The following is a 25,762-nucleotide window of genomic DNA, read 5'->3' on the forward strand; positions in this document are numbered from 1 at the left end:
CACTCGCAACAACTGCAAATGATTGGTCGCGGGCGGCTTCCAACGCGATTCCAAAGCCGCAGGTCAGGCGACTGCGCTGCTGACAGGGAAAGGGAGTCGTATCAGGCGGCTTGCCCATGAGTCGACGATGAGGCCTCCATCGAATGTCGAGAACATGCTGGTAAAATAGGCAATACTTTTTATGACAGGAGACCGAGCATGGCCGAACCCCACGATAGGAAGCCGATCCTCACGATCGAGCAGCAGATAGAGCACCTCAAGCAGAAGGGCGTAGCCTTCGAGCTGTGTTCCGAGGAAGAGGCCGCGGACTACCTGCGTGACAAGTGCAACTTCTTCAAGCTCGCATCCTACCGCAAACTCTTCTCGAAATACGAGGGAGGCCCGCGCGACGGCCGCTACGTAGACCTCGACTTCGGCCAGCTGCGCCTGCTCGCGGCGCTCGACCAGGAGCTGCGCCACGCCCTGCTCGGCATGACGCTCGACATCGAGCATTTCCAGAAGGTGACACTGCTTCGCGAGATGGAGGACCGCGGAGAGGACGGCTACGCCATCGTGGCCGACTATATGGCATCGCTTACCACTGCAAACAGGGAGTACCGCCTGCGCGAGCTCAAGATGAGCGGCCGCAGCCCCTACAGCTCGAGCCTCTACGCGAAGTACTCCGGCGACATGCCCGCCTGGGCCTTCCTTGAGCTCACCTCGTTCGGCACCCTCATCGACTTCGTGCGCTTCTGCGCCAGGCGATGGGACGACAGGCGCCTCGAGGCCTCCCACTACGACCTCAAGCGCGTGAAGTCCGTCCGCAACTGCGCCGCGCACGGCTCGTGCCTGATCAACTGCTTCGCCGAGAGGGGCGCCGCCCGGGGCTCGGCGTCCAGCGGTGTCTCCCGAAGGGTCGCCGCCGTGGGAATTCCCAAGGCGACCAGGAGGAAGTGGATGGGGAATACGGCCATGCAGGAGGTCGCGACCGTGCTCGTGGCGCACTCCGGCTTGGTACCCGAGGGCTCCTCGCGCTCGCGCGCCGCATCCGAGCTCGCCGAGATGTTCGCCAGGGCCGACGGCGGAACCGAGGCGCTGCCCGACAAGGGGCCCGACGCCGCAGCTCGCTCCGCGCTCGAGTTCCTTCGCAGGTTGACAGAATCGCTCGGGTTGGTAGAATAGCCTGCAGATAGCAAAACCTTCACGGTTTTAGGGGCGGACTTGCGCAAGCGACTCTGCCCTATTTTTATATTCACTCGCTATAGGAGACGGGTGATACCTGGGTCAATGACAGAACTGAGAAGCCCGGAATAATGGAGCCGGTTAGAAACCCTCGGGTTTGCGGGGCGGGATCGTGAGAGCGATTCTGCCCTATTTTTTTCCTCCGTCTGCCCCAAACCAAGTAGTTCGAAGATAGCCTGTAGGTGTCCTCGTGGGCGCCTTTTATTTTCAGGGAATCGGCCGCTTCATGAACGAGTGACCGGCTTGACCTAGATCGAACCGCCTTCATCTCTGTCTAGGCGCCGGCGATCAACATCGTAAATCCGCGCGTGCTACAATGCGGACATCAGAGATGAAAACACAGTCCCCGTCGGGTAGTCGTGGGCGTGCGGATATCCGCATCAGTAACCTGCCTCCTTGGTTGTCCCTTCTCTGCATGGTCATCTACATAAAGGAGGAACCAACCATGCAGATCAGCGTGTCGTCCACCCTGACCGTATATCACGACGGCCAATTCTGGGTCGGGCTGGCGGAGCATGTCGAGAACGGCAGATACGGCGTCGCCCGCATCGTCTTCGGCGCGGAGCCATCCGATGAGGAGATCCTGCAGTTCGTTGTCGGCAAATGGGAGAAGCTCTCGTTCTTCGGCGACAATCCGACCGAGGCGAGCAAGCCCGCGAAGAACCCCAAGCGGCGCGCCCGCGAGGCGGCGAAGGCCCTTAAGCGGCCGGCAGTGAGCACCAAGGCACAACAGGCGCTCGCGGCACAACGGGAAGCGATGAAGCAGGCGTCGGCTCATACAAGAAGCCAACGCCGCGCGGATGAGGCGGAGGCGCGCTTCGAGCAACGGAAGCTGAAGCGCAAACAGAAGCATCGCGGTCATTGATACCGCTATCGACCAGTATATATAGCAGCAGGCGTAGCTTCGATTGAAACTACGCCTGCCACCTGGTGCTATAACGTTATACAGAACGTATGTTCTATTCCAACTCTTTCAAGTCCATTTGCCGTGGCGACATTCCAATTGGGTCTAGTTTGGTTGTCGATTTGTCCACCTTGCCGCCGAATCCCTCCGCGTGTCCTCGCGTAGGCGTTTGGGACAAACCCTGGGACAAATTCGCAAACTATTTCGAAACCGCAAGCTCGCAGTTTCATTTTTGTCCCGGGGACAAAAACGACAAGGCTTTGAGGCCCGGAACCGCTCGAAAGGGGTGCCAAAACGGCTGTTTTCCCTTTTTGACGCCTGTTTAGCAAAGTGAATCGTAGCCAGCGGCTTTGCCGCCTTGCATTTCCGCAGGTCAGATGAGATGCACAAGAGCGATGACCGAAAGAATCGTCGCAGGTGGCTTATCCACCCAAGAGTTCAACGATTCCACTTTCAAATGCATGAGGAAATGCGAATGACCTCAATGCGCTCCCGAACTCGACGCTAACGTAAACGCCGACTCCGTCGAGCGAAGACTGGCCGATATGAGTCACAACACCGTCCCCAAGGCTGATATGCCTAAGATGGCTTCCAACTGGGGGCGGGGTTTGGCAATAGGAACCACACGAAGAAATGCAGTCCCCTTGGAGTCCTGCTCGGTGATTCCGCCAGCGTTCTTCTCAAGGCAATCCAGAAGAGCAATCGGATCGCCCATCACGTCAGGTGGCGGAGTTGGCATGGAGGGCAGGTTCTTGTTGGTTTCCGCCTATTGTACGCCCGTCGTCGTGCACGACCAATCGGACAGCATCCCGGATTCGATAGCTGCATGCGAGGGGTTTCGAGCTAAGTGCTCTTGAGCATAGCGTTTCACGTGCCGGTGTTCATGAGCGGCAAGGATTGCTGTTTCGGGCTCGATCCGAGGATGCGTGACTACGGTCTCTCTTGCTGTTCAGCTCGCCCAGCCTGCATCTTGGTTCCTCGACAGCGCAGCTTGGTTAAACGCCGAAGGTTCAGCTATCTTCGTCAGCTAGCATGAGAGCAGTCCGAAAGGAGGACGCATGAAGATCACAATCGAAGAGCGAGAAGCAGCTCAAGATATAGAAGTCACGATCGTCTGTGTAAGGGTCGATCGCCGCGTGCTTGATATAGCGGCTCGGCTGCGCATGCTTGACAGGAAGGTGACGGGCACGGCCGACGGCTGCACGCGCGTGCTGAGCGCAGAAGACGTCCTGTTCATCGAGTCGGTCGACAAGCACACGTTCATTTATACGGCCGACACGGTTCTCGAGACGGGCCTGCGCCTTTACGAGATGGAGGAGCTCCTGGCGGACTGCGACTTCCTGCGCATCGCGAAAGGTTGCATCGTCAACTTCCGCGCGATCACCGCCCTCAAGCCCGACGTCAACGGCAGGATCATCGCCACCCTGGAAAACGGTGAGCAGGTCGTTATCTCGCGCCAGTATGCGCCCGACGTCAAATCGAAGCTCGGTCTGAAGCAGTCGAAACGAAGGAAGGAAGACTGAAATGATTAACAGGGACATTATCGACACCGATAAAAAGACGCCCGTGGAAAACCTCGGACAACTCGTGAAAAGCACCTGTATCGGCTTCACTGTCGCCATGATAGCCTTCTTGGCATTAGGGACTTGTTTCGCTGATGACGCCGCCAAGCAGGGCATTAACTATTGCTGGTCGATTCTCGCCGCGTGCGTCACCGTCCCCGCGCTGCAGTTCGTGTTCTTCACGCCCGCGGTGATCAGACGGATGGCGTATCCCGCGCGCCTGGTGCTGTTCAGCGTTTGCCTCTACGCAGCCCTCTGTGCATTGGCGTTTGTCTTTGCTTGGGTTTCCGCGGACAACCCCGGGGCGTGGGTTACCTTCACGGTTGTCTATCTCGCCATCCTGGCGGTCCTCACTCTTGCTTTCAACGCCAAGCTGAGCCGCGAGACCCGCGAATTGAACGACAGGCTCGCGGAATACCGCAAGAGCAGGGAGACGGAATAAGGGTATAGCTGAGCATTATCGATGCTGGGCAAATCCTTACTCCCGATCCTCGGATTACCGCCCAGCGCGAGGGCCTGATGCCAAGGCCGGCGCAGGGCGATGCTCGGCCCCGTTCGCTACCCCAAGCGCTTCCTGCGCGGTCATGCCCTTGTAGCCCTCGTTTGCGCGCATAAGCGGGTTCATGTGCAGGGGAATGTCGATCCAGGTGCTGATTGCTCGGTCAGCCTGATCGGATTGGAGGAAGACGACCTCGTGTCCAGCATAGACGATGGCGAAACTTCCTCCACCGCAGTCATACCGAGGGGCGGATACTCCTGTGCGGGCGATGATATGAAGTTGATGATTATCCGCCAGGAGGGTTTCCAAGTGCCGGGCCGTTTCCCTCGGCTGTTTCTCATCCGGGAGAACCCCGCGATAGCCCCACGCTGCGCTCAGAACCCCTGCTCGCCGAGCAGTCACCTCGTATGTTGCGGTAACGCGAGCTCGTCGCAATTTATGGCTGGTCAGGCCATAGGGACGCCCATGGTTGCTTCTCAAGCCACGCCGCTCGTCCTTTTTCCCGCAGCATAATCATCTTCCTAGTCAGGCCATGTCCCAACGGATGGGTACCATTTACCCGGGTGCACCTGGGGCAACGGGCCGGCAGGCCCGCGAAAGGTCGCTCGCATAACACGCAACATCAAACACGACAGAAGAGGCGAACGACAGATGCCGGACCCCGGACGACAGCACCGCGGAAGACGAGCATTCCGACCACAACCAAACAAACTTCGATCCTAGGCAGGCGCCCGCATGGGCGCCTTTTACTTTTCAGGGACTTGGCCGCGAGCTAAGGCACGCGGCTCATGGCCGTTTCGTGAAGACCCGACCAGCTCGACCTACCTCGACCCGTCTCCGCTCCCGTCGGACACGCCAACCGCAATCAGGTGGTTCAATCGTCGTGCAGACGAAAAGGGACACGGTGCCGTGCGGGGTGCTCGCGCGGTGCCGTGCGGGAAGATTGGAGGAACCATGGCACGCACAGCCGAATGCGTCGCGCCCGAGGGCAACCAAGACCGCGACGAATGGATGACGGTAATCGAGATGCAGGAGTACATGAGGGCAAGCCGAAACAAGGCGTACGACCTCATCTGGTCGGGGGAGATCGACTCGTACAGGCTCGGCAGGAAGCTCCTGGTTTCGAGGGCGTCCGTGGACGCCTACATCGAGTCGAGGAGCGGCCGGAAATGACGGCGGCGACCGCCCCGGGAGCCGCCCGCGGCCGGGCACGTGAGGGAGCCTCGAGACGAAAGGAGCTCAGGCACGCCTTCGTGGATGGTGTCACTGCGCCTCTGAATCAGGTTCGGACAGACAAAGGCAAGCTTCGGGTTGTTATCGCAAGCCAGCTCCGACGATCAATTCTCGTGTTCCGTAATCTTGAAGAAGCTGCAAATCTATTTCAGGGGCACTATCAACAGCAGCTTCGTCCCGCTCCCCTCTTGTATTCACTGTCAGCGCATGCTATAAGGTTGTTGGTGGCTCATTGAGCTACCTCCAAGTGCCGGGGGAGTCCCCCGGCTATTTTTTTATCCATTCCATTAGGAGTCCCCATTGGCCAAGGAGCTCAGCATCTTTGTCGACGAGAGCGGCGACCGCGGCGGCAAAGCTCGCTACTACCTGCTCACACTCGTCTTTCACGATCAGGCAGACAGTATCGCCGAAGCGGTCACGGGCTATGAGTCAAAACTCGCCAGGGCCGACCTCCCCAATATCCCGTTCCACTCCGAGCCCCTCATGAACGGGCACAAGGATTATGAGTTTCTTAACATCGAGCAGCGCAAGGTGATGCTCGCCTACTTCTCCTCGTTCGTCCGCAAACTTCCCATTTCCTATATCACGTTCGTCTACCGCCGCAGCCAGTTCGAAGACCCGGCAAGGCTAATGGAGCGCATGGGGCGCGACATCTCCTCCGCCATGATTGAACACCTGGGCTTCTTCCAGTCCTTCGACGATGTGAAGGTCTATTACGACAACGGTCAGGACATTGTCAAGCAGGCGCTCGACCGCTCGGTGGGCAAAATCCTCTCAAAAGGGGTCGTCCGACGCCGCAAGACCTCGATGACCGACTACCGCCTCGAGCAAGTGGCGGATTACCTCTGCGCTATCGAACTTGCCTTGGTCAAGTACGAAGCCAAGGAGAACGGTGAGACGTACAACAAGTTCTTCGGAGGTATAGGCCCTTTCAAGAGGAACTGGCTCAAGCAAGCCCGCAGCAAGCGGATATAGCTGGTCTCGCGGTTTCGCAAGGAACGGTCAGCTCTCCTCTGGCGGGGAACTCCGGGCGACGTGCTTCGAGCAGCGGAAGCTGAAGCGCAAGCAGAAGCAGCGCGGGCAATGATCGATGCCGACATCGGCTCAGACGTGAACAGTGCTACGCTCCCTGTTCACGGGGCGCGAAACCGCAAAGGTTGCACAGAGGTTGCAAAATAAGAAGCCTCCGACCTGTTGTCGCAGTTCGGAGGCTTGAAATCAACGAATATCGCTTATTCCCACTCGGTGGTTATAGTTTTGCCGTCTCGTCACTCCAGTTGCACCCAGTTTTCGGCGGCATCTCGAAGTGAGTGCCGCTGAATGACGCGACGTCGCGTTTCATCGGCTTCGGGGACAAAAGCTGGGACAACTTCAAAAACCATTTTCAAACTCAGAGTATTGAGTTTTTATTTTTGTCCCAAGGGGCACGGAGAGCCGCCTTTGGAGGCTCGATATCGCCGAAAAACGCCCGTTTTGAAACTCAACCGCCTTTGAGCCTGCAAACCACCAGCTTCAACAGTAAGTGAGTCGACGCGGGTGGCTTACGAGCCGTTCACAAAACCGCAGGCCACAGGTCTTTGTCAACGATAAGCAAAGTGAATAGTCTCAGGTGGCTTGCCCATGAGTTGGCGTAAGCCTGTTTAGCAAAAGGCTAATCGGACACGACAGGCCGCCCGCATGGCGACGGCGTTTCCCGTGCGGGCACAAACAGCCCTGCGTGCCCTGTCGCGCGATATCCCAATGCGACGTTCAGAACCCTACCCGCCAAGCAGCCACCTCGCGAAATTCAGCACGAGCACGCCCTCCCGGGTATGGGGCTCATGCCTCGTGCGAGTGATGAGAATCTTCGGGAATGCATCCCCGATGGATAGAATCGGCGCAATCTCCCTCTCGAGCGTCGAATCGGCGCCGATATCGTCGCTCACATACACTTTCCTTCCCGGTTTCGAAACTTGGAAGGCAGTATGCGCAAGGATGCGTCGAGGTGCGATCCCAGTCGTACCATGCCAGCAGAGATGTCGAGGCACATTCGTTCATGCTGCAATGCGGGCATCGGAGATGAAAAACAGCCCGTCGGGTAGTCATGGGCGTGCGGGAGCCCGCATCAGTAACCTGCCTCCTCGGTTGTCCCTTCTTTGCATGGTCGTCTACATAAAGGAGGAACCAGCCATGCAGATCAGCATGCTTGCCCTTCTTGGGTCACGGACCGGGGAGGCGAGGGCCTCCGTCGGGACCGCCCCGAGCAACCGGCATATCCAAGGAATGACAAGGCTCGATCGCTGTGCTGGTCAGGATGCCGAAGCGGGCCGTCCGCCAATCGGAATGCGGGTCAGGATGCTGCAACGTGATTCCAGCTGCAGGATACGGCTCCTTTGCGGTTGCCGCAAAACCTGCTGGCAACATTCTTACTATCCGAATGATGTACGCATCCCTTGGGATCGTTTCGCCTGACCAGGGCCATCTTCAGCGCCTCATCGGCCAGCTCGGCAGGCGCCTCTTCCACGCGTAATAGCCCTGGCGGGTCACCTATGCAACCATAGATACAAAAGGAATCGAATGGCCAGAGAGGACTGCGCTTTCCGATGGTCGATTCTTGACAGGCAAACTCAAGCCTCGTTAATATTACATGGTTTGCCAGACCGAATTAACAAAGGAGGGGTGTCGTGGTTGGTCTTTTCCGCACGTGGATGAGCGCCTAGAAAGCGGCGCTGTTGTGGCGTCGCGCTGTTTTTCTGCACGCCATTTCACGATTGGACATAACCATGATATTTGAAACCTCTCGGGGCAGGTCTGCTCTGCTGTGCCATTCATGGCAATTCAAGCTTTGTTTCGTATGGGGCGGCGAGCTCGTTTCGACATTGACGAGTTCGATTCTCCAAATGGGTCTTATTTGGCATCTCGCCCTCACGACAGGGTCGTCTTCTCTCCTCTCCTTAGCATCGCTGGCAGGCTTTCTGCCGATTGCTTTGTTCGGAATCCTTGCGGGCGCCGTTGTCGACAGACTGCCTTTGAAACGTGTCCTCATCGGCGCCGACCTCTTCATTGCCGCGGTGGGTGCCGCCTTGGCGATTGCCTCGTTGGCCGGCAGCTTACCTGCATGGCTAATTCTCATCACCCTGTTTCTCCGTGCAGTTGGTACTTCGTTCTACACGCCAGCCTCCCAATCTCTCACGCCCCATCTCGCCCCACCGGAGCATCTCGTTCGCCTATCGGGGGTGACTCAGGCGATTCAGTCCGGCGGATACATTCTTGGCGCCGCGCTTGCAGCAGTGATTTATCCCGTGGCGGGTATTACCGCTATGATTGTCCTCGACGTGCTGGGAGCGCTTTTCGCTTCTTTAGCCATCCTCGCCGCACAGATAGACGCAGGGAGCCTCGACGAAGCCGACCGCAGCTTGTCCTTTTCCAATAAGGTTCGAGAGCTCTTCTCTGAGATTTCGGACGGCTACAAGCTGATTAGGGGGTACAGGGGGCTGTTCGCCCTTCTTTGGTGCGGGTTCGTCTTCGCTTTCGCGTTCTCTCCGCTCGCGGCATTGTTCCCAATAATGACCTTGGGGCATTTTGGCGGTAGCACGGGGGATGCCGCTTTGGTGGAAATCCTTTTTTCTGCAGGCATGCTGGCTGGGTCCGGTATCTTGGCGGTTACGGGAGGGTTCCGCAATAGGTCGTTCACCATGGTCGCCGCGATTGCCGGCTTCGGCATTGCCGCAATCGTATCCGGATCGCTCGGCCCGTCATTGTTCGCTGCTTTCCTGCCGGTGAGCTTTCTTATGGGCGCATGCTCCCCGTTGTACGCGGGAACCCAGACTGCCCTTATGCAGGAGCAGATACCTTCTGAGTACCTAGGCCGCGTTTTCGGCCTCTACGGAACCATCATGGCTTGGGCCATGCCCATGGGCCTCGCAGCCCCCTCCGTTTTTGCGGATCTGCTTGGAGCTCCGTTATGGTTCGTCGGCTCTGGAGCGACCATGGTACTGCTTGCGATGGCTATGCTGCTTGCTCCGAGCGTCCGAAACGTGGGGAAAAGAGATACCGGGCAGATTCAATAGCCCAAGTATTCGAAAAAAAGAGGCAGCAGCCATCGGTTCAAGCGTCAGCCTTCAAGCCCTTGCGACGACGAGGTATTGCACTGACATCCCACATCGCGCTCCTTATTCGTCGCCAACTATCATTTTCGGATTTGCCGGCTTGCGCAAGGCCAAAACGCTCGCGCCGGCAATTGGGCAAAGGCGAAAAATCGACGTGAGCAATCTTTTTTGGCATGGCTGCGCTTCCAGTAAAACGCTAATACACAAAAGGCGGTTCAACCTATGGAACTCATAGTCAAAGCTAAAGACATCTTTTTGGAATATGCCGGCCGCGATATCCTAGATATCGAAGAGTTGGAAATCTACTCCTACGATCGCATCGGCTTGGTGGGAGACAATGGCGCAGGCAAAACCAGCCTGCTTAAAATTCTGAGCGGCAATCTTACCATTGCGGACGCCGACGTCAGGCGTTTCGGCAGCATTGCCCTCATCGGCCAACTCGATGAACTCGACCTTGATGCGGCTCAGGGCAGTGGTGAGATGCTCTCCCGTCTCAACGTCGCCGGAGTGGCGCAGGAGACGATGAGCGGCGGAGAGGAGACACGCGCCAAGATTGCCTCTGCGCTCTCCCAGCAGGCAAGCGCGATCTTTGCTGATGAGCCTACGAGCCACCTCGACCAAGACGGCATCAGTCTTCTCGTCGGACAACTCAAGGCATTTGATGGAGCCCTGCTCATTGTGAGCCATGACCGTTATTTTCTCGATCAGGTAGTGGACAAGATCTGGGAGCTCAAAGACGGCGGTATTTCCGAATTCTGGGGTGACTACTCCGACTATCTGCGACAGAAAGAAGAAGAGCGCAAAGTTCAGGCGGCTCGATACGAAGAGGCGATGCGCGAGCGCGAGCGCCTTGAAGCCGCCATCGAAAAACAACGGAAAAAAGCACGGCAGGTCGACGCCAAGCAGAAGGGCGCAAAGAAAAGCAACGAGAATGCAGGTCGATTGGGACATCAGAAAGCAACCGGCACCAAACAGAAGAGGATGTACCAGGCGGCTAAGAACATGGAGAAGCGCCTCGAAGCGCTCGAAGGGATTGAGGCCCCTGACAGCATTCGCACCGTGCGGTTCCGCCAGAGCAAGGCCCTGGAACTGCATAGTAAATTTCCCATCTCGGCAGACGATTTCAACTTGAGCTTCGGCAACTGCATGCTCTATGACCACGCGAAATTCGAGATACCGCTCGGTGCCAAAGTGGCCATCACCGGTGGCAACGGTACAGGAAAGACCAGCCTGCTGAAGGCAATCGCTCGACGCGCCGACGGTATCAACATCTCTCCCAAGGCAGAGATCGGTTACTTCGAGCAAACAGGCTACAAGTTCGACGCCCGTCAGTCTGCGATCTCGTTCATGCAGGATGGTTGCGAGTACAGCATGACCGAAATCCGAAGCATCCTCGCCTCTATGGGAATCGGACCGCGTGACCTGGCAAAGGACGTTGGCGTTCTCTCGGGAGGCGAAGTCATCAAGCTGCTGCTCGCGAAGATGCTGCTGGGCAGATACAACATCTTGCTCATGGACGAGCCTGGAAATTACCTGGACATCAAGAGCGCCGAAGCCCTCGAGCAGATGATGAGCGCCTATGCCGGAACGATAGTGTTCGTCTCCCACGATAAGAGGCTGGTCGAGAACGTCGCAGACATTATTTACGAAATAAAGGACACCAAGCTAGTCAAAATCTTTCAGCGCGAATAGCCCTAAATGAGCAAGAAATAATCCCCGAACGGAGACAAGGGAGTAAAACGGCAAAGAAAGAGCCTCCGTCCCAACGCAGGGAACGGAGGCTCTTTAATCGCTTTTACTCATCTCCGTCGCTGGTGGCTTTGTCATGACTCTCGTACGAAACGAAACTCAGCGGCATAGTGCGGCACTCAAAATCGCAGGTCAGAACCCTGTCGTCCTACTCCCACTCGATGGTCGCGGGCGGCTTGGACGTGATGTCGTAGCACACGCGGTTGGCGCCGGGAACCTCGGCCACGATGCGGCCGGAGATGCGGGCCAGAACGTCATAGGGCAGCTTGGCCCAGTCGGCGGTCATGGCGTCGCTGGACTCGACGGCGCGCAGGATAATCGGACGCTGATAGGTACGCTCGTCACCCATAACGCCGACGGACTTAATGTCGGGCAGGACCGCAAAATACTGCCAGCAGCTGTGTTCGGAGTTGCGCTCGCCGGTCTGCTCAAACAGGCGCTGGTTGTAGGCGTCGAGCTCCTCGCGCACGATAGCGTCGGCGTTCTTGAGAATCTCGAGCTTCTCCTTATCGACCGCGCCGATGATGCGGATGGCCAGACCCGGGCCCGGGAAAGGCTGACGGAACACGATGTGGCCCGGCAGGCCCAGCGCCAGACCAAGTGCGCGGACCTCGTCCTTAAAGAAGTGGTCGAGCGGCTCGATGAGGTCGAAGTGCACGCCCTCGGGGAACGGGATCAGGTTGTGATGGCTCTTGATGGTGGCCGTCTTGCCGCCCGTCTTACGAGCGCCGGACTCGATGATGTCGGGGTAGATGGTGCCCTGAGCCAGGTACTTGACCGGCTTGCCATCGCACTCGAGCTGCTGGGCCACAGCGAAGAACTCTTTCCAGAACTGCGTGCCGATGATACGGCGCTTCTCCTCGGGCTCGGTCACACCGGCCAGAAGTTCGGCATAGCGGTCCTCGGCGTGGACGTGAATAAAGTCGACGTCGAACTGCTTGGTGAAGACCTCCTCCACCTGCTCGGGCTCGCCCTTGCGCAGCAGGCCGTGGTTGATGAACACGCAGGTCATCTGCTTGCCCACGGCGCGGGCGCCCAGCGCAGCCACGACGGAAGAGTCGACGCCACCGGACAGGGCCAGAATCACGCGGTCGTCGCCGACCTTCTCGCGGAACTCGGCCGTCATGGTCTCGACCAGGTTGTCCATGCTCCAGTTGGGCTCCAGGCCGCAGATCTCAAACAGGAAGTTGCTCAGCAGCTGCTGACCGTACTCGGAATGCTTGACCTCGGGGTGGAACTGCGTAGTGAAGATCTTGCGCTCAACGCACTCCATGGCGGCAACCGGGCACACGTCGGTGCTGGCGGTGACGGTAAAGCCTTCGGGCACCTCGGAAACGGCGTCGCGGTGGCTCATCCACACGGTCTGCTCCATGGGCGTGGAGTTAAAGAGCTTGGCGCCAGCCGTGCGCGTAATGGTAGCGCGGCCGTACTCGCCCACCTCGGAGTGACCGACCTTGCCGCCGAGCGTCACGGCCGTGATCTGATGGCCGTAGCAAAAGCCCAGGACGGGAAGGCCCAGGTCAAAGATGGCAGGATCGATGGACGGAGCGTCCTCGGCATACACAGAAGCCGGGCCGCCAGAAAGGATGAGCGCAGAGGCGTTCATCTCGCGAATCTCATCGGCCGAGATGTCGCAGGGAACGATCTCGGAATACACGTTGAGGTCGCGGACGCGACGGGCAATGAGCTGACCGTACTGCGCACCAAAGTCGAGTACGAGGACCTTTGCGGAAGCCTTTTGATCCATGGTTTCCCCCTCTTGTTGGCGGGGAGCCGGTGCCCACCCGCGTGAATGAACGAAAATAACTTTCATAGTGTACACGTTATATGGGGTTTCTCGTCCCTCGCAGCCATCAGCGCACGGCAAACGCACGACCGGTGCCCTATTTGACGGCAATTGGAGTGATACTAAACGTTACAGATGATGTAATACGTTTGAACATTGGACGCCCTGTGCCACAATACTGCCGAACGACCCCGCCTCTGCGGCGGCAAATACGATAGGAATACCAGCATGAAGCGCATCCTTCTCATCGCCACGGGCGGCACCATCGCATCGACCGAGGACGGCAATGGCCTCTCCCCCGCCCTGACCGGTGAGGAGCTCGCCCAGAGCGTCCCCGAGATCTCGGGTCTTTGCGAGTTCAATGTCGTGCAGCCCATGAACATCGACAGCACCAATATGCGCCCCAGTGACTGGATGCGTATCCGCGACGTCATCGTCGAGGGTTATGCCGACCACGACGGCTTCGTGATTCTGCACGGCACCGACACCATGAGCTACACCGCGGCAGCGCTTTCCTACCTGATTCAGGACAGCCCCAAGCCCATCGTGCTCACCGGCTCGCAAAAGCCCATGGGCAATCCCTTTACCGACGCCAAGCTCAACCTGTACCAGAGCCTGCTCTATGCGCTCGACGAGCACTCGCATGACGTCTCGATCGTGTTTGGCGGCGTCGCCATTGCCGGCACACGCGCCCGTAAGCAGCGCACCATGAGCTTTAACGCGTTCATTAGCGTCAACTATCCGCCCATCGCCTATATCCGCAACGACCGTATCGTGCGCAGCGGGCTTCACGGCACGCATCAAGGCGAAAACCCGGTGCGCTTCTACGACCACATCGACCCACGCGTGTTTGTGCTCAAGCTCACGCCCGGCGTGAACCCTGGCGTTCTGGACGCTCTGGCCGATAGCTACGACGCCGTGATTCTGGAGACCTTTGGCATTGGCGGCATCCCCGAGTTCGGCGAGTCCGGCGAGTCGTTCCAAGAGGCAATTTTCCGCTGGGTCGATTCGGGCCGCACCGTCGTTATGACCACGCAAGTCCCCGAAGAGGGCCTTGACCTGGGTGTTTACGAGGTCGGCCGTGCTTACGCCGACCATCCGGGCATTCTGCGCGGCGATGACATGACCACCGAGACGCTCGTGGCCAAGACTATGTGGGCACTCGGCCAGTCACGCGATGCCGCCGAGATTCAGCGCCTGTTCTACAGCCAAGTCAACCACGACCGCGTCCCGATGGCGTAATTCAGTTGTCGACGGGTATCCCCTATTCGATACCCTCGAGAAGCTCTGACACCGTCATGCCAAGGGCGGGCGCGATCTTAAATAGAACCTTGAGCGTGAAATTTGCCGTTCCATCTTCGATTCTGTCGAGATAGGGGCGGCTGATTCCTGCTGCCACACAAAAATCGACCTTGGAGATACCAAGGTCCCTGCGCGTCTCTTCGACCCGCCTGCCAAGAATCTGTTTAGCACGTTCGTCCATGCAGACGAGTTTGAAATGGAGCCGAACATAAACGTAAACTATAGTTTACGTTTTGCCGAATACACAGGAGTTTTCTATGTCGGGTTCTTCGGTCCGCACGTACCGAGCCACGCTTCGCACAAACAGCGCACCGCCCAAGCTCGTCGTCGTTGAAGCAGAATGTCTTTCGCCCGATGAGCGCACAGCATTTGCATTGCTATCAAGTCGCGTCGCCGCCGTTCTGGTCCCTTGCCCGGCGCAAGGCGAACTTGCCATCCAATGCCAAGCGCACAGCTGCTCGCTCAATCAGGCTGCCGTAATCACAACCAGCCAACGCGGTCTGCCCCTTCTCCTAGAAGCCGGTACCGCGCTCACCCTTCGCGGCGCCGGATACGAAAACGAGGCCGCCGCCGATATGGTCTTTAAACCACGATCGAGCGGCGGCCTCGCAGCAGCCATTGAATATGCGTGCAGGCTCGTTGCCTAGAAGAACAAGTTAGAAACCAAAGCCAAAGCCCGTTCCGGTAATCGCCGAGTACATAAAGTAGACGTTGATTACGTTGAGAAACACACCCGTGATGCAGCCGTTTCGCAGGTAGCGCTCGCACACGATGCGCGCCATGGCGGCGGAGTCATCATTGTTTTTAGCCTGGCGTCCTGCCGTAAAGTACGTCGCCACGCTCAGCAGTAGGTTGAGCACCGGCAGTGCCAGCAACTCGTAGCTCTTGCCCCAGCGCGTCACCTCGCCGGCTGCGTTAAACTTCGTTGCCACCTCGGGACCAATGTTGGGGATAACACACGCTGCGACCACCAGCGGAATCACCGCAAGTACGAGCAGAGCAATACCCATGTAGCCAGCTTTTTTGCCATACTTAAACATATGCGTCGTCCTTACACGTTAAAGCGGAAGTGCACGACGTCGCCATCGGCCATGACATAGTCCTTGCCCTCAATACGCAGCTTGCCGGCAGCCTTGGCGCCCTGCTCGCCGCCAAGCTCGATGTAGTCGTCATAGCCAATGACCTCGGCCTTAATAAAGCCGCGCTCAAAGTCGGTATGGATGACACCGGCAGCCTGCGGAGCGGTCGCACCCTGACGCACCGTCCAAGCCTTGACCTCCATCTCGCCAGCCGTAAAGAACGACTGCAGGCCGAGCAACTTGTAGGCCGCCTGCGCGAGCACGTCCAGACCGGGCTGCTCCAGGCCCAAGCTCTCCAGGTAGTCGGCAGCGTCCTCGGGATCGAGCTCGGAAAGCTCGGCCTCGATCTTGGCGCAGATGGGCAGCGGCTTGACGCCGTCGATGGGCGCCAGGTCCTCGTTGAGCATGTCCTCGTCTACGTTGGCCACATACAGGATGGGCTTCATAGTGAGCAGGAACAGGCCCTTAGCGGCGGCGCGCTCCTCATCGGTCATCTCCATGGATGCGGCGCGCTTGCCCTCGTTGAGCCAGGCAAGCAGGCGCTTAGCGACCTCGAACTTGGGCATGAGCTCCTTGTCGCGCTTGGCCTCCTTCTCGAGCTTGGGCAGCTGCTTCTCGAGCGTGCCCATGTCGGCCAGGATGAGCTCGGTCATGATGGTGTCGGCATCGCCGGCGGGATCGACGAACTCGCCCGTGCGGCCCACCTCACGCATGACGTTGGGGTCCTTAAAGTAGCGCACGACCTCGCAGATGGCGTCGGTCTCGCGGATGTTTGCCAAGAACTGGTTGCCCAGGCCCTCGCCCTCGTTAGCGCCCTTCACCAGACCTGCAATGTCGACGAACTCGACCGTAGCCGGCACAATGCGACCCGGATTGACGATGTCGGCGAGCTTTTGCAGGCGGCTATCGGGCACATCGACGATACCCACGTTGGGGTCGATCGTGGCGAACGGGTAGTTGGCGGCAAGGCCGGTCTTTTTGGTAAGCGCGGTGAACAGCGTCGACTTGCCCACGTTGGGCAGGCCCACGATACCGATGGAAAGGGACACGACAGCTCCTTTTGGTACAGGTACTTCAAACCTCATAAGTATAGCGCCGCCGCAGCATCCGGGCGAATCCGGACACCGCGGCGGCGCAAATGAAGCAGAGATGCGTGAGAATTCGAGACAGCAGTCCTTACTTAAGCTCGGGCCAGAAATCCTTGTTGACCTCGATAAGCTCGTCCAGAATCTGCTTGGCAACGCTCGCCGAAGGAATGGTCTTGGAGAGCGTGAGTGCCTGCCAGAGCTTCTGGTAGCTGCCCTCGACCCAAGCCTGGACAACGAGCTTCTCGACGGAAACCTGCTGCTCCATCAGGCCCTTCTGGAACTGCGGAATCGGGCCCTGGCAAATCTTCTCAAAGCCGTTGGAACCGACGATGCAAGGCACCTCGACCATGGCCGTCGGGTCAAAGTTGGGCACAGCGCCATCGTTGGGGACGATCAGTAGGAAGCGCTCGAGCGTATTCTCGGCCAGTGCGCAGGCAAGGTCGACGATGTAGTTGGCATGTACATCTGGCTCAAAGCCGCCGTCTTTAGCCGTACCCTTGGCGATGATGTCGCGGCAAGCGCCAAAGACCTTCTTCTCGCGGCCGTCCATAACCTCATTGGCGCGAGTGTAGTTGGGGTCAGACGTCTCGACGACATAGTCCGGGTACAGGTAATACTTGAGGTAGGTATTGGGAATCGTCTCGGGATCGACAGCATAGACATCCTTGGCCTTGCCGAAGGTGTGAATCCAGCTCTCCTCGACATGCTGCTCCTTACCAGCCTCGTGCTCGATGCCGTCCAGGTAGCCGTTCTTAGCCATGTGCTCCTTAATCTGCGGCATGAGGTCGTTGCCGTCCTTGTCGTAGATTTTGCTCCACCAACCAAAGTGGTTGAGGCCGTAGTAGCTATACTGCAGCTCGCGACGATCCTTGATGCCGCACATACGGCTCATCTTATCCATGAGGTCGATCGGCATGTCGCAGATGTTGATGATGCGGCTGTTGGGGCGCAGCACGCGGCAGGCCTCGGCGACGATGGCCGCAGGGTTGGAGTAGTTGAGCATCCAAGCGTTGGGGCTGTACTTCTCCATGTAGTCGAGGATCTCGATGACGCCACCGATGGAACGCATGCCGTAGGCGATACCGCCGGCGCCGCAGGTCTCTTGGCCAACGCAGCCGTACTTGAGAGGAATCTTCTCGTCGAGCTCACGCATAGCGTACAGTCCAACGCGGATGTGAGCGAGGACGAAGTCAGTACCGGTAAAAGCGGTTTCGGGGTCGGTGGTGTAGTTAAACTCAACCTCGGGAGCGTTCTCGTGGAAGTAGATCTCGCAGGCCTTAGCCACGGTCTCCTGGCGCTCGGCGTTGTTGTCGTAGAAGGTCACCTTGTTGACCGGGAAGCGGTCGCGCTCCTCAAGCAGCATCAGGGCAATGCCCGGAGTGAAGGTAGAGCCACCGCCGGCAATGGTCACGGCATAGTTTTTCTTGGACATGATGTCCTCCTCATTCTGGCCGCTTGCTCAATCCATCCCCGCACGCGGCCTGTACGGTTTGGAATTGTTACCTAGAAGTGGAGTTTTTTATCTCTAGAATCGGCCTTGCGGTGCATACCGGCTCTGCAAGGCCGATTGTTTCGATGGACGATGGTTTACAGAAGACTCTCGAACTTCAGAAGACTCTCGAACTTCTCGCGAACCTGCGGGACGGTAAGGCCGATGATGACCTGGATTGACTGACCTTGGACCACCAAGCCATGCGTACCGATCGCCTTGAAGGAAGCCTCGGGTGCAACGACGCCCTTGTCCTTGACGTTAACGCGCAGACGGGTAGCGCAGTTAGTTACATCGATGATGTTATCCGCGCCACCGAGCAGATCGAGGATTTTCTCGGCAAGCACCAAGCGCTCATCATCTTTACTCTGGGCGACCGATTTGCCAGCAGCAGCACCGCCCTGCTTTTGCTTGTAGTCGGCCTTGGACTTGAGCTCGACCTCAACATCGTCATCCTCGCGACCGGGGGTCTTAAAGTCGAACTTGACGATCAGGAAACGGAAGACCACGACCCAAAGGGCGGTAAAGCACAGACCGACAAGGATGGAGATGGCGTACTGCAGACCGTGTGCAGCCCAAAGGGGCAGCCAGTCCCACGAGAGCATCGAGATGATGCCTCCGTCAAAGATACCCACGACGCCAAGGAGGTTTTGAGCCATGCAGCCAAGCGCTCCGAGCACGCAGTGGACGACGAACAGGCCGGGCGCGATGAACAGGAAGGTGAAGTCAAGCGGCTCGGTAATACCGCAAAGCATAGCGGTAAGGGTGACCGGGATCAGCAGAGCCTTGACGCGCTGCTTGCGCTCGGGTTTGGCGGTCATATAAAACGCAATGGCGACGCCAAGCGAGCCGAAGACTTTAGTCCAACCAGGGCAGGTATAGGCAGCCCAGGGTGCGGCATCCTTAAGAGCAATGCTCGGATCGGCAGCCAGTTGGGGCAGGATGTTGGCCCAAGCAGCAAAGATGCCGCCGTTGACCGCCGCGTTGTCGTAATAGAACGGCGTATAGATAAAGTGGTGCAGGCCTGTAGGAATCAGCACGCGCTCGAAGAAAGCAAAGACGCCCACGCCAAACGTACCGGCGGAAAGGATGAATCCCTGGAAGGCAGCGATAGCAGCCTGAACATGCGGCCATACCAGGCAGGCGATAAGAGCGACCGGAACCATAACGAAGAAACCGATCATATAGATGAACACGGAGCCCGAGAACACGCCCAGCCACTCAGGAAGTTCGGTGTCGAAGTACTTGTTGTGAAGCATCGTGGCAATACCTGAAATGATAAGCGCACCCATGATGCCCATATCAAGCGTTTTGATGCTTGCGATAGTGGCAAGACCAGTACCGCTGCCCGCCTCGACAGAGTAGTCGACCCCAAAGACAGGGCCCCACTGCCCCAAGATTGTGCTTACAAAGTAGTTGAAGGTAAGGTAGATGGCCAAAGCCTCCATGCAGCAGCGAGCGTTCTGCTTGTTCGCGAGCGAGATTGGCAACGCTACGCAAAACAGCAACGGCATCTGGTTAAAGAGCGTCCAACCACCCTGGAGCAGCACATTCCAGCAATCAAACCAAAGATGGCCCGCAGTGGCCATCTCGCCAAAGATCGCCTCGGTGGTAAACAACGTACCCAGGCCGACGACGATTCCGGAAAATGCGAAAAGAATTGCAGGCGTGTACATTGCACCGCCGAAACGTTGTATCTTTTGCATCATGACGGGGAATCCCCCTCTCTTCATTCGGAGCGACTGCGGTTTTGGCTTCACTCGAGACCGCAGACGCGCCGTTTGCGTGTACCTCGTGCAATAGGACGGGTGGGCCCGCTTCCCTGACTTCTTGCGCTTCTATTTTTATCATATCACTTATCTAGACAAGTTAATACGGTTTCCATGTTCGGTCAACGGTCGATAATTGACGATGAACGGTTTATTTCAAAGGTTTTGCCTGTTATTGCCTGTTTGTGTAAAACTTCTAAAACAAAATATTTATCAACTTGTCTAGATAGGCTTGTATAAGGGTGTTTGCATACCTATACTTCATTACAACATTCACCGCCACGTTAAGGAGTCACCATGAAAAGCGCGGTCTTCTATGGAAAGCACGATCTCAGGGTCGAGGATTCAACAAAACCGGCCGTGGGCAAGCGTGACGTTCTGATCAACGTCAAAGCTTGCGGCGTTTGCGGCACCGACGTGCATATCTATGAAGGCGACAAGGGCGCAGCCGACGTTACCCCGCCCACAATCCTTGGTCATGAGTTCGCTGGCGTTATCGAGGCCGTGGGCTGCGATGTCACCGGCTTTAAGCCGGGCGATCGCGTGTGCATCGACCCAAACCATCCCTGCGGCTGCTGCGAACCCTGCCGTGACGGAATCAACCACTACTGCGAGCATATGACCGGCTACGGCACTACCGTTAACGGCGGCTTTGCGGAGTACTGCTCCGTCGATATGCAGCAAGTCTACAAGTTGGGCGAACACACCAGCTTCGAGCAGGGCGCCATGACCGAGCCCGTGGCGTGCTGCCTGCACGGCATCGATATGTGCAACATCAAGCCCGGCAGCACGGTTGTCGTTATCGGCGGCGGCATGATCGGCCTGCTCATGATGCAGCTTGCCAAAAACGCTGGTGCAACCAAAGTCGTTTTGCTCGAGCCTGTCGAGGGCAAGCGCGAGGTTGCGCTCAAACTCGGCGCCGACCTGGCAATCGACTCCATCCGCGAGGATGTCCCCGCCCGCCTGGAGCAGGAAGGCGTCGGCAACGTCGATGTCGTTATCGAGTGTGTTGGCAAGCCCGTCACCATCGAGCAGGCCATTAGAATCGCCGGCCACAAGGCTACGGTCATGATGTTCGGACTTACCAAGCCCGATGAGACAATCACCGTCAAGCCCTTCGAGGTCTTCCAGAAGGAGCTCGTGCTCACCTCGTCTTACATCAACCCTTACACCCAGCGTCGCGCGCTCGAGCTCATCGACTCCGGCAGGCTCGACGTATCCTCGATGGTCGCCAAGGTGGCTTCCCTCGACGAGCTCGGTGCCATCCTATCGAACCCGGCACTGCGCGCCATGGGCAAATATATAATTGACCCCAGTAGGTAATTCGATCGACGCCCGTGCGGACGGCTCCCCACCTGCCGTCCGCACGCGCACATCTAGGAGACCGTCATGGCGCGAGCCATCTTTCAAACTATTTATGACAACGTGAAGCAGTCGATTGACGACGGCACATACGCCTATCAGAGTTATCTGCCTTCGGAGACTGAGCTCACGCAGCTGTTTGACTGTTCGCGCATGACGGTCCGTCGCGCTATCTCGATGCTTGCGGCAGATGGTTACGTGCTCCCCCAGCAAGGCAAAGGCATGCGCGTCATTCGCAACATCAGTGACGAGAAGAGTCGTGGCGGCGGCGGACTCGAGACCTTTAAGGAAATCGCGACCAGCCGAGGCTTTGAGCTCAAGACTGTCACCACCGTCTTTGAGCTCCTCGTCTGTAGCAAGGCACTCTCCAAGATTACCGGATTTCCCGAAGGCTGCGAGCTCACGCGCGCCAAACGCATCCGTTATGCAAACGGACATGCCGTGTGCTCCGACGACTCCTATTACCTAAGCTCACAGGTACCGGGACTGACACCCGAGATTGTCAACGATTCAATTTATCGTTACCTCGAAGAAGATCTTGGCATTAAGATTGCCACGGGCAAACGCGATGTAACGATTGAGCATCCCACGCCCGAAGATGCGCGCGTGCTCGATCTCGACGACTTTAACGCACTCGCCGTTATACGCGGGCAGACCTACAACGCCGACGGCATCCTTATGGAATACACCGAGACCAAACAGGTCCCCGGGTTCTTTTTGCTCCATGAAACCGTGACGCGCAACGGCACCGGTCGAACCGGCCACCAAAGCAGCATGAACTAACCATCTATTAGTTGCGGTGGGATAGTTCCTAGAATGACCAGCTTAAGGGCAAAACAGGAACTATTCCACCGCAATTTTTTTGGCTGGTGGGGCAGTATCTGTCCCACCGGCCATCATTTACGCTCTTTTAGCTAGTCCGCGAGCTTCTCCACCTGATCGAGCATCTTGCCGAGTTTGGCCTTCGCCTCGGCCTTGACCTTCTCAGCTTCTTCGTGAGCCTTCGCCTTCTGGGCGGCCTTCTCCTCGGCCTCGGGGTCGACGACGATCAAGTTGGACGCATCGTGCTCAACAAGCTTGAGCGCATGTTCGGGACAAACCTTGACACAGGCACCGCAACCCAAACAATACGTGGATTCCAGTGCAAAGCGACCGCTTCCTACCAAATCGCAGGCGAACGTGGGGCATACATTGACGCACTCGCCGCACGACGTGCACTTGTCAAAATCGCACTCCGGCGTGCTCACCTGCATGTTCTGGGCAAGCTCGGGGTGGTTTTGCAGCGTCGAGAGCACCAGCTGCTGCCCGTGCGTGAGCGAACGGCGACGCTTGGTCGTCGTGGTGCCGCACATGGTGTTGAGCGTGCGCTCCAGCTGGGTAATCTGGTGGCGGTGGGCTTTGAGCTTCTGCGTCACCGAGGCCAGCGCCGCCGTCGCCGGGTTGAGCTTGGTCACCGTCAGGCCCGTGGTGCGGGCGATCTTTTCCATGTACTCCTTGCGCTCGTACTCGCGGCGCTTATGGCACTTGAGGCTCTTGGGGTCGACCTCCAGGCCCATACCCGTACCGGCCCATTCCTCGGCCTTCGCAATCGCCTCGCCCAGCATGTCCTCGCCACCGGTGTTGCGGCATTTATCGCACACGCCCAGCGGCAGATACACGCTCACGTTGGGATAGTCGGCCAGTACCGAGAACCAAGTCTCGGCCGTAATATCGCCCACGCAGGCAACGACGACCTCATTCTCGCGCGGCATGCGCTTAAGGGCACGCGTGCAGGTAACGTAGGCGGTCTCGTGGCTCGTGGCCGCCGAGACAATGTCGTCATACAGGTTTTTGGGCGCCAGGCGCGGCGAGATAATCGCCTCGGTCGGGCAGGCGGCGGCGCACAGGCCGCACTTGCGGCAGGAGTCGAGAATCTCGATGGCGTCTTCCTCGACCTCGATGGCGTCCACCGGGCACACATCCATGCACGCGGTGCAGCCGCTCTTTTCGTTTTTGCAGGTCAAGCACGGAATGGTGTTGCCGCGCGGACGTTCCTTGTAGTCGGCAGGATTCCACTGCGGCGCCGACGGATCGAGTGCATCGGCCACACCGCCAAGCGGGTTTTTAAGAAAGTCGAAACCCTTGCTGATCTCGATAATGTCATCAAACAGATCGTGTTCCTGCGCCATGCGCGGCCCCTCCCTGAGCAGTGCAAACAAGCAAGAGATAATAATACGCTATCGGTCCACGCCTCGGGCAAATTTCACGCGGCGCATCTTTGCGGCAAATAGCCCATGGCCTATCGCCGCCTCGATTGCACAAGGTCAATCAAGCGCCAAACTATGCCTCGCGCATGAGCTGCACGAGCTTTTGTTTGGTCACCTTGGCCTGCTCGTTGGCCATGTTGCGCTCGTTTCTAAAGACCGCATTTGCAACACTTTGCAGATCGGCATCGGAAATCTCGCCAAGACCCAGCTCCTCGAGCGTCGTCGGCAGACCGACGCGCTGGCAAAACTCGAGCACCTGATCAAGCTCGGGCGCACGCTCCAGGCGCAGCTGCACCACCAGGCCAAATGCCACGGCTTCGCCATGCATGGCCTTGCACTCGGGCAGGATCGTCAGACCGTTGGCGATGGCATGCGCCAACGCCAAGCCACCGCTCTCAAAACCGACGCCCGAGAGCAGAATATTGCACTCGATCAGACGCTCAACCGCCGGCGATGTACGGCCCTTTTTGAGATCGCGCTTGGCAGCGACACCGCACTCCATGAGCGTGTCGTAGCAGGTACGTGCCGCGACCAGGGCCAAGTGCCCCGGCGCGCCACCGTGCTCGTTGGCGCCGTGCGCCGCAGCGCACGAACGCGCCTCGAAGTACGTTGCCAGCGCATCGCCCATACCAGCAACCGTCATACGCAGTGGGGCCGCCGCGACCACGTTGGTATCGACCACGACCAGGTCTGGATTCTTCTCGAGCATCAGGTAACGGTCGAACGACCCATCCTCGTGGTACAGCACCGAAATCGCGCTGCACGGACCATCCATCGAGGCCGCCGTGGGGCATACGCACAACGGCAGCTCGGCATAAAACGCTACTGCCTTGGCGATATCGAGCATCTTGCCGCCGCCAATACCCACCACCATGTCGCAATACTCAGCCTGGGCTTCCTTAGCCATTTTTACAACGGCCTCTTCCGTACACGGACCGTCATAAATCTTAAAGAACGGCTCACTCAGATCGTCGTCCAGAAATCCATCGACAATCTGCCTGCACAGCCGATCCTCGGTGCCCTGGTCAAACAAGACATAGGCAGCGCAACCCAGCCATGACAAATACCTGCCCTGACGCGAAAGTTCGCCCGGCCCTTGAACATACCGGCCGGGACCGCCATAAACCATGGGAAGCGCCATACGAGAATCCGCCCTTCATCAAACAACGATTGGTGCAAAGTAACCTGCCCCCTTTGCACCATAGCAAAAAGGGGCAAAGCCATCTGCTGGCTTTGCCCGTTCCTTAGCTTGATTTACTCATCCATAAGGTAGTAGTGGCCCAGCGCGTCGGCACCCAGGATGGCGTTTGCGACCATCTCGGGCGTCACCTCAAACGGCATGTTGCACATGGTGTCATCGGGCGCGCAGGCGGCCTCGGCAACAATCATGGCCTGCTCGCGCGTAAGCTCGGCAACGCCAAGTTCCTTCATCGTGACCGGCAGGCCCAGCTCAATGCAGAAGCCCAAGACTTCCTCGAGCTTCTCGGTCGGGGCATCCTCGAGTACCAGCTGAACGATGGTGCCGAAGGCGACCTTCTCGCCGTGATACATGCCGTGGCACTCGGGCAGCATCGTCAGACCATTGTGGATTGCATGGGCAGCAGCAAGGCCCGAGCTCTCAAAGCCAATGCCCGAAAGCAGCGTGTTTGCCTCGATGATGTGCTCGACGGCAGGCGTGAGCGCACCCTTCTCCAGCGCAACCTTGGCCTTGACGCCATCGGCCATAAGCGTCTCGTAGCAGAGCTTGGCGAGCGCCAGGCCGGCCATCCCGCCCTTGCCGCCGGCGCAGGTGCCGCCGTCGGCATCGTGCGTTGCCTGGGCCTCGAAATAGGTTGCGAGCGCATCGCCCATACCGGAAACCGTCAGGCGCACCGGGCTCGCCGCGATAACCGTCGTATCCATAAGGACAATGTTGGGGTTTGCCTTAAGGAAGAGATATTTATCGAACTGGCCGTCGTCGGTGTAGAGCACCGAAAGTGCCGAGCACGGTGCATCGGTCGAGGCGATGGTGGGGCAAATGATAACCGGGGACTCCAGGTAATAGGCGACGGCCTTCGCGGTGTCGAGGATCTTGCCGCCACCGACGCCGACGATGATGTCACAGCCGTTGTCGCGAGCGAGCGCAACCAGGCGATCGACCTCGCCCTTGGAGCACTCGCCGTTAAAGTCCTCAAACAGCAGCTCGGCCTTAGCCTCGGCAAAACCGCCCTCAATCTTGGCGCCGACACGTTTCTTGCCCGAAGGCGTCACGATGACGAGGGCCTTGCCGCCGAGCGGCTCAACGTAGGAGCCGAGCTTTGCAAGCTCATCGGGACCCTGGATATACTTGCTGGGGCTATTGAAAATTGCAGCCATGTTAATCCCAATCTCTAAAGAAAAAGGGCT

The 25,762-nt window shown here is 58.1% G+C and carries 22 protein-coding genes; 12 read left to right on the forward strand and 10 right to left on the reverse strand.

The annotated features are described in order from the left end of the window. Positions 1-198: 198 nt before the first annotated feature. From DXC90_RS02405 to DXC90_RS02440, 6 genes are all read left to right on the forward strand, one after another. Positions 199-1,161, forward strand: coding sequence for an Abi family protein (locus DXC90_RS02405; protein WP_117734611.1), 963 nt, complete (start codon positions 199-201; stop codon positions 1,159-1,161). Between the two features lie 505 nt (positions 1,162-1,666). Continuing rightward, entirely contained in the window at positions 1,667-2,086 is a 420-nt protein-coding gene (locus DXC90_RS02410) for a YjdF family protein (RefSeq protein WP_117734612.1), read from the forward strand. Between the two features lie 1,097 nt (positions 2,087-3,183). Beyond that, entirely contained in the window at positions 3,184-3,648 is a 465-nt protein-coding gene (locus tag DXC90_RS02420) for a LytTR family DNA-binding domain-containing protein (protein WP_117734614.1), read from the forward strand. A 1-nt stretch (position 3,649) separates the two neighbouring features. Next, positions 3,650-4,129 (forward strand): DUF3021 family protein, encoded by a 480-nt coding sequence (locus DXC90_RS02425; RefSeq protein ID WP_117734615.1) that lies wholly within the window; start codon positions 3,650-3,652, stop codon positions 4,127-4,129. Positions 4,130-5,140: 1,011 nt separating this feature from the next. Then, entirely contained in the window at positions 5,141-5,359 is a 219-nt protein-coding gene (locus tag DXC90_RS02435) for a helix-turn-helix domain-containing protein (protein WP_117734617.1), read from the forward strand. A gap of 360 nt (positions 5,360-5,719) precedes the next feature. Beyond that, complete coding sequence (locus DXC90_RS02440) at positions 5,720-6,394, forward strand: DUF3800 domain-containing protein (protein ID WP_117734618.1); 675 nt, start codon at positions 5,720-5,722, stop codon at positions 6,392-6,394. A 782-nt stretch (positions 6,395-7,176) separates the two neighbouring features. Here DXC90_RS02440 and DXC90_RS02445 read toward each other — a convergent pair. Then, positions 7,177-7,344 (reverse strand): hypothetical protein, encoded by a 168-nt coding sequence (locus DXC90_RS02445; protein ID WP_157966984.1) that lies wholly within the window; start codon positions 7,342-7,344, stop codon positions 7,177-7,179. An 837-nt stretch (positions 7,345-8,181) separates the two neighbouring features. Between DXC90_RS02445 and DXC90_RS02450 the strand changes: the two genes are divergently transcribed. Together DXC90_RS02450 and abc-f are read left to right on the forward strand one after the other, a co-directional pair. Next, positions 8,182-9,468 carry an MFS transporter gene (locus DXC90_RS02450; RefSeq protein ID WP_117734619.1) on the forward strand — a complete coding sequence of 429 codons (1,287 nt, stop codon included), beginning with the start codon at positions 8,182-8,184 and terminating at the stop codon, positions 9,466-9,468. Between the two features lie 261 nt (positions 9,469-9,729). Further along, on the forward strand, positions 9,730-11,199 hold the full coding sequence (abc-f, locus tag DXC90_RS02455) for a ribosomal protection-like ABC-F family protein (RefSeq protein WP_117734620.1): 1,470 nt from the start codon (positions 9,730-9,732) through the stop codon (positions 11,197-11,199). Positions 11,200-11,404: 205 nt separating this feature from the next. On the opposite strand, the gene guaA is transcribed toward abc-f, so the two are convergent. Further along, entirely contained in the window at positions 11,405-13,003 is a 1,599-nt protein-coding gene (gene guaA, locus DXC90_RS02460; RefSeq protein WP_117583320.1) for a glutamine-hydrolyzing GMP synthase, read from the reverse strand. A gap of 267 nt (positions 13,004-13,270) precedes the next feature. Here guaA and DXC90_RS02465 point away from each other — a divergent pair, with 267 nt between their 5' ends. Next, entirely contained in the window at positions 13,271-14,284 is a 1,014-nt protein-coding gene (locus DXC90_RS02465; protein WP_117734621.1) for an asparaginase, read from the forward strand. 22 nt (positions 14,285-14,306) lie between these two features. Here DXC90_RS02465 and DXC90_RS02470 read toward each other — a convergent pair whose 3' ends face one another. Further along, positions 14,307-14,525: a helix-turn-helix domain-containing protein gene (locus DXC90_RS02470; protein WP_099432713.1), complete on the reverse strand. Its 219-nt coding sequence runs from the start codon at positions 14,523-14,525 to the stop codon at positions 14,307-14,309. A 76-nt stretch (positions 14,526-14,601) separates the two neighbouring features. On the opposite strand from DXC90_RS02470, the gene DXC90_RS02475 reads away from it, so the two are divergent. After that, entirely contained in the window at positions 14,602-14,991 is a 390-nt protein-coding gene (locus tag DXC90_RS02475; RefSeq protein WP_117734622.1) for a hypothetical protein, read from the forward strand. A 9-nt stretch (positions 14,992-15,000) separates the two neighbouring features. Here DXC90_RS02475 and DXC90_RS02480 read toward each other — a convergent pair whose 3' ends face one another. The 4 genes from DXC90_RS02480 to DXC90_RS02495 form a co-directional block, all read right to left on the reverse strand. Then, a complete protein-coding gene (locus tag DXC90_RS02480) occupies positions 15,001-15,384 on the reverse strand; it encodes a DUF1648 domain-containing protein (protein WP_089572786.1) in 384 nt (127 codons plus the stop codon). Positions 15,385-15,395: 11 nt separating this feature from the next. Further along, positions 15,396-16,472, reverse strand: coding sequence for a redox-regulated ATPase YchF (gene ychF, locus DXC90_RS02485; RefSeq protein WP_055309950.1), 1,077 nt, complete (start codon positions 16,470-16,472; stop codon positions 15,396-15,398). A gap of 127 nt (positions 16,473-16,599) precedes the next feature. Further along, positions 16,600-17,943 (reverse strand): 6-phospho-alpha-glucosidase, encoded by a 1,344-nt coding sequence (locus DXC90_RS02490; protein WP_117734623.1) that lies wholly within the window; start codon positions 17,941-17,943, stop codon positions 16,600-16,602. Positions 17,944-18,098: 155 nt separating this feature from the next. After that, a complete protein-coding gene (locus tag DXC90_RS02495; RefSeq protein WP_117734624.1) occupies positions 18,099-19,709 on the reverse strand; it encodes an alpha-glucoside-specific PTS transporter subunit IIBC in 1,611 nt (536 codons plus the stop codon). Between the two features lie 357 nt (positions 19,710-20,066). On the opposite strand from DXC90_RS02495, the gene DXC90_RS02500 reads away from it, so the two are divergent. Beyond that, entirely contained in the window at positions 20,067-21,092 is a 1,026-nt protein-coding gene (locus DXC90_RS02500; protein WP_117734625.1) for a zinc-dependent alcohol dehydrogenase family protein, read from the forward strand. Positions 21,093-21,158: 66 nt separating this feature from the next. Beyond that, positions 21,159-21,914, forward strand: coding sequence for a GntR family transcriptional regulator (locus DXC90_RS02505; protein WP_117734626.1), 756 nt, complete (start codon positions 21,159-21,161; stop codon positions 21,912-21,914). 131 nt (positions 21,915-22,045) lie between these two features. Here the strand turns inward: DXC90_RS02505 and DXC90_RS02510 are convergent, their stop codons facing one another. From DXC90_RS02510 to DXC90_RS02520, 3 genes are all read right to left on the reverse strand, one after another. Further along, positions 22,046-23,299: a 4Fe-4S binding protein gene (locus tag DXC90_RS02510; RefSeq protein WP_117734627.1), complete on the reverse strand. Its 1,254-nt coding sequence runs from the start codon at positions 23,297-23,299 to the stop codon at positions 22,046-22,048. Between the two features lie 151 nt (positions 23,300-23,450). Further along, on the reverse strand, positions 23,451-24,518 hold the full coding sequence (locus tag DXC90_RS02515) for a glycerol dehydrogenase (RefSeq protein ID WP_117734628.1): 1,068 nt from the start codon (positions 24,516-24,518) through the stop codon (positions 23,451-23,453). Between the two features lie 113 nt (positions 24,519-24,631). Continuing rightward, a complete protein-coding gene (locus tag DXC90_RS02520; RefSeq protein ID WP_117734629.1) occupies positions 24,632-25,732 on the reverse strand; it encodes a glycerol dehydrogenase in 1,101 nt (366 codons plus the stop codon). Positions 25,733-25,762 lie beyond the last annotated feature (30 nt).

The sequence above is a fragment of the Collinsella sp. TF09-1AT genome (assembly GCF_003436895.1).
Lineage (GTDB): Bacteria > Actinomycetota > Coriobacteriia > Coriobacteriales > Coriobacteriaceae > Collinsella.

What these genes read in the sequence shown, in the direction of transcription:
- DXC90_RS02490 (WP_117734623.1), bottom strand. Translation starts at nt 17,943, where the DNA reads ATGTCCAAGAAAAACTATGCCGTGACCATTGCCGGCGGTGGCTCTACC.
- DXC90_RS02510 (WP_117734627.1), bottom strand. Translation starts at nt 23,299, where the DNA reads ATGGCGCAGGAACACGATCTGTTTGATGACATTATCGAGATCAGCAAG.
- DXC90_RS02450 (WP_117734619.1), top strand. Translation starts at nt 8,182, where the DNA reads ATGATATTTGAAACCTCTCGGGGCAGGTCTGCTCTGCTGTGCCATTCA.
- DXC90_RS02475 (WP_117734622.1), top strand. Translation starts at nt 14,602, where the DNA reads ATGTCGGGTTCTTCGGTCCGCACGTACCGAGCCACGCTTCGCACAAAC.
- DXC90_RS02500 (WP_117734625.1), top strand. Translation starts at nt 20,067, where the DNA reads ATGAAAAGCGCGGTCTTCTATGGAAAGCACGATCTCAGGGTCGAGGAT.
- DXC90_RS02435 (WP_117734617.1), top strand. Translation starts at nt 5,141, where the DNA reads ATGGCACGCACAGCCGAATGCGTCGCGCCCGAGGGCAACCAAGACCGC.
- DXC90_RS02505 (WP_117734626.1), top strand. Translation starts at nt 21,159, where the DNA reads ATGGCGCGAGCCATCTTTCAAACTATTTATGACAACGTGAAGCAGTCG.
- DXC90_RS02515 (WP_117734628.1), bottom strand. Translation starts at nt 24,518, where the DNA reads ATGGCGCTTCCCATGGTTTATGGCGGTCCCGGCCGGTATGTTCAAGGG.
- DXC90_RS02465 (WP_117734621.1), top strand. Translation starts at nt 13,271, where the DNA reads ATGAAGCGCATCCTTCTCATCGCCACGGGCGGCACCATCGCATCGACC.
- DXC90_RS02470 (WP_099432713.1), bottom strand. Translation starts at nt 14,525, where the DNA reads ATGGACGAACGTGCTAAACAGATTCTTGGCAGGCGGGTCGAAGAGACG.
- DXC90_RS02425 (WP_117734615.1), top strand. Translation starts at nt 3,650, where the DNA reads ATGATTAACAGGGACATTATCGACACCGATAAAAAGACGCCCGTGGAA.
- DXC90_RS02420 (WP_117734614.1), top strand. Translation starts at nt 3,184, where the DNA reads ATGAAGATCACAATCGAAGAGCGAGAAGCAGCTCAAGATATAGAAGTC.
- abc-f (WP_117734620.1), top strand. Translation starts at nt 9,730, where the DNA reads ATGGAACTCATAGTCAAAGCTAAAGACATCTTTTTGGAATATGCCGGC.
- DXC90_RS02405 (WP_117734611.1), top strand. Translation starts at nt 199, where the DNA reads ATGGCCGAACCCCACGATAGGAAGCCGATCCTCACGATCGAGCAGCAG.
- DXC90_RS02495 (WP_117734624.1), bottom strand. Translation starts at nt 19,709, where the DNA reads ATGATGCAAAAGATACAACGTTTCGGCGGTGCAATGTACACGCCTGCA.
- DXC90_RS02410 (WP_117734612.1), top strand. Translation starts at nt 1,667, where the DNA reads ATGCAGATCAGCGTGTCGTCCACCCTGACCGTATATCACGACGGCCAA.
- guaA (WP_117583320.1), bottom strand. Translation starts at nt 13,003, where the DNA reads ATGGATCAAAAGGCTTCCGCAAAGGTCCTCGTACTCGACTTTGGTGCG.
- DXC90_RS02520 (WP_117734629.1), bottom strand. Translation starts at nt 25,732, where the DNA reads ATGGCTGCAATTTTCAATAGCCCCAGCAAGTATATCCAGGGTCCCGAT.
- DXC90_RS02480 (WP_089572786.1), bottom strand. Translation starts at nt 15,384, where the DNA reads ATGTTTAAGTATGGCAAAAAAGCTGGCTACATGGGTATTGCTCTGCTC.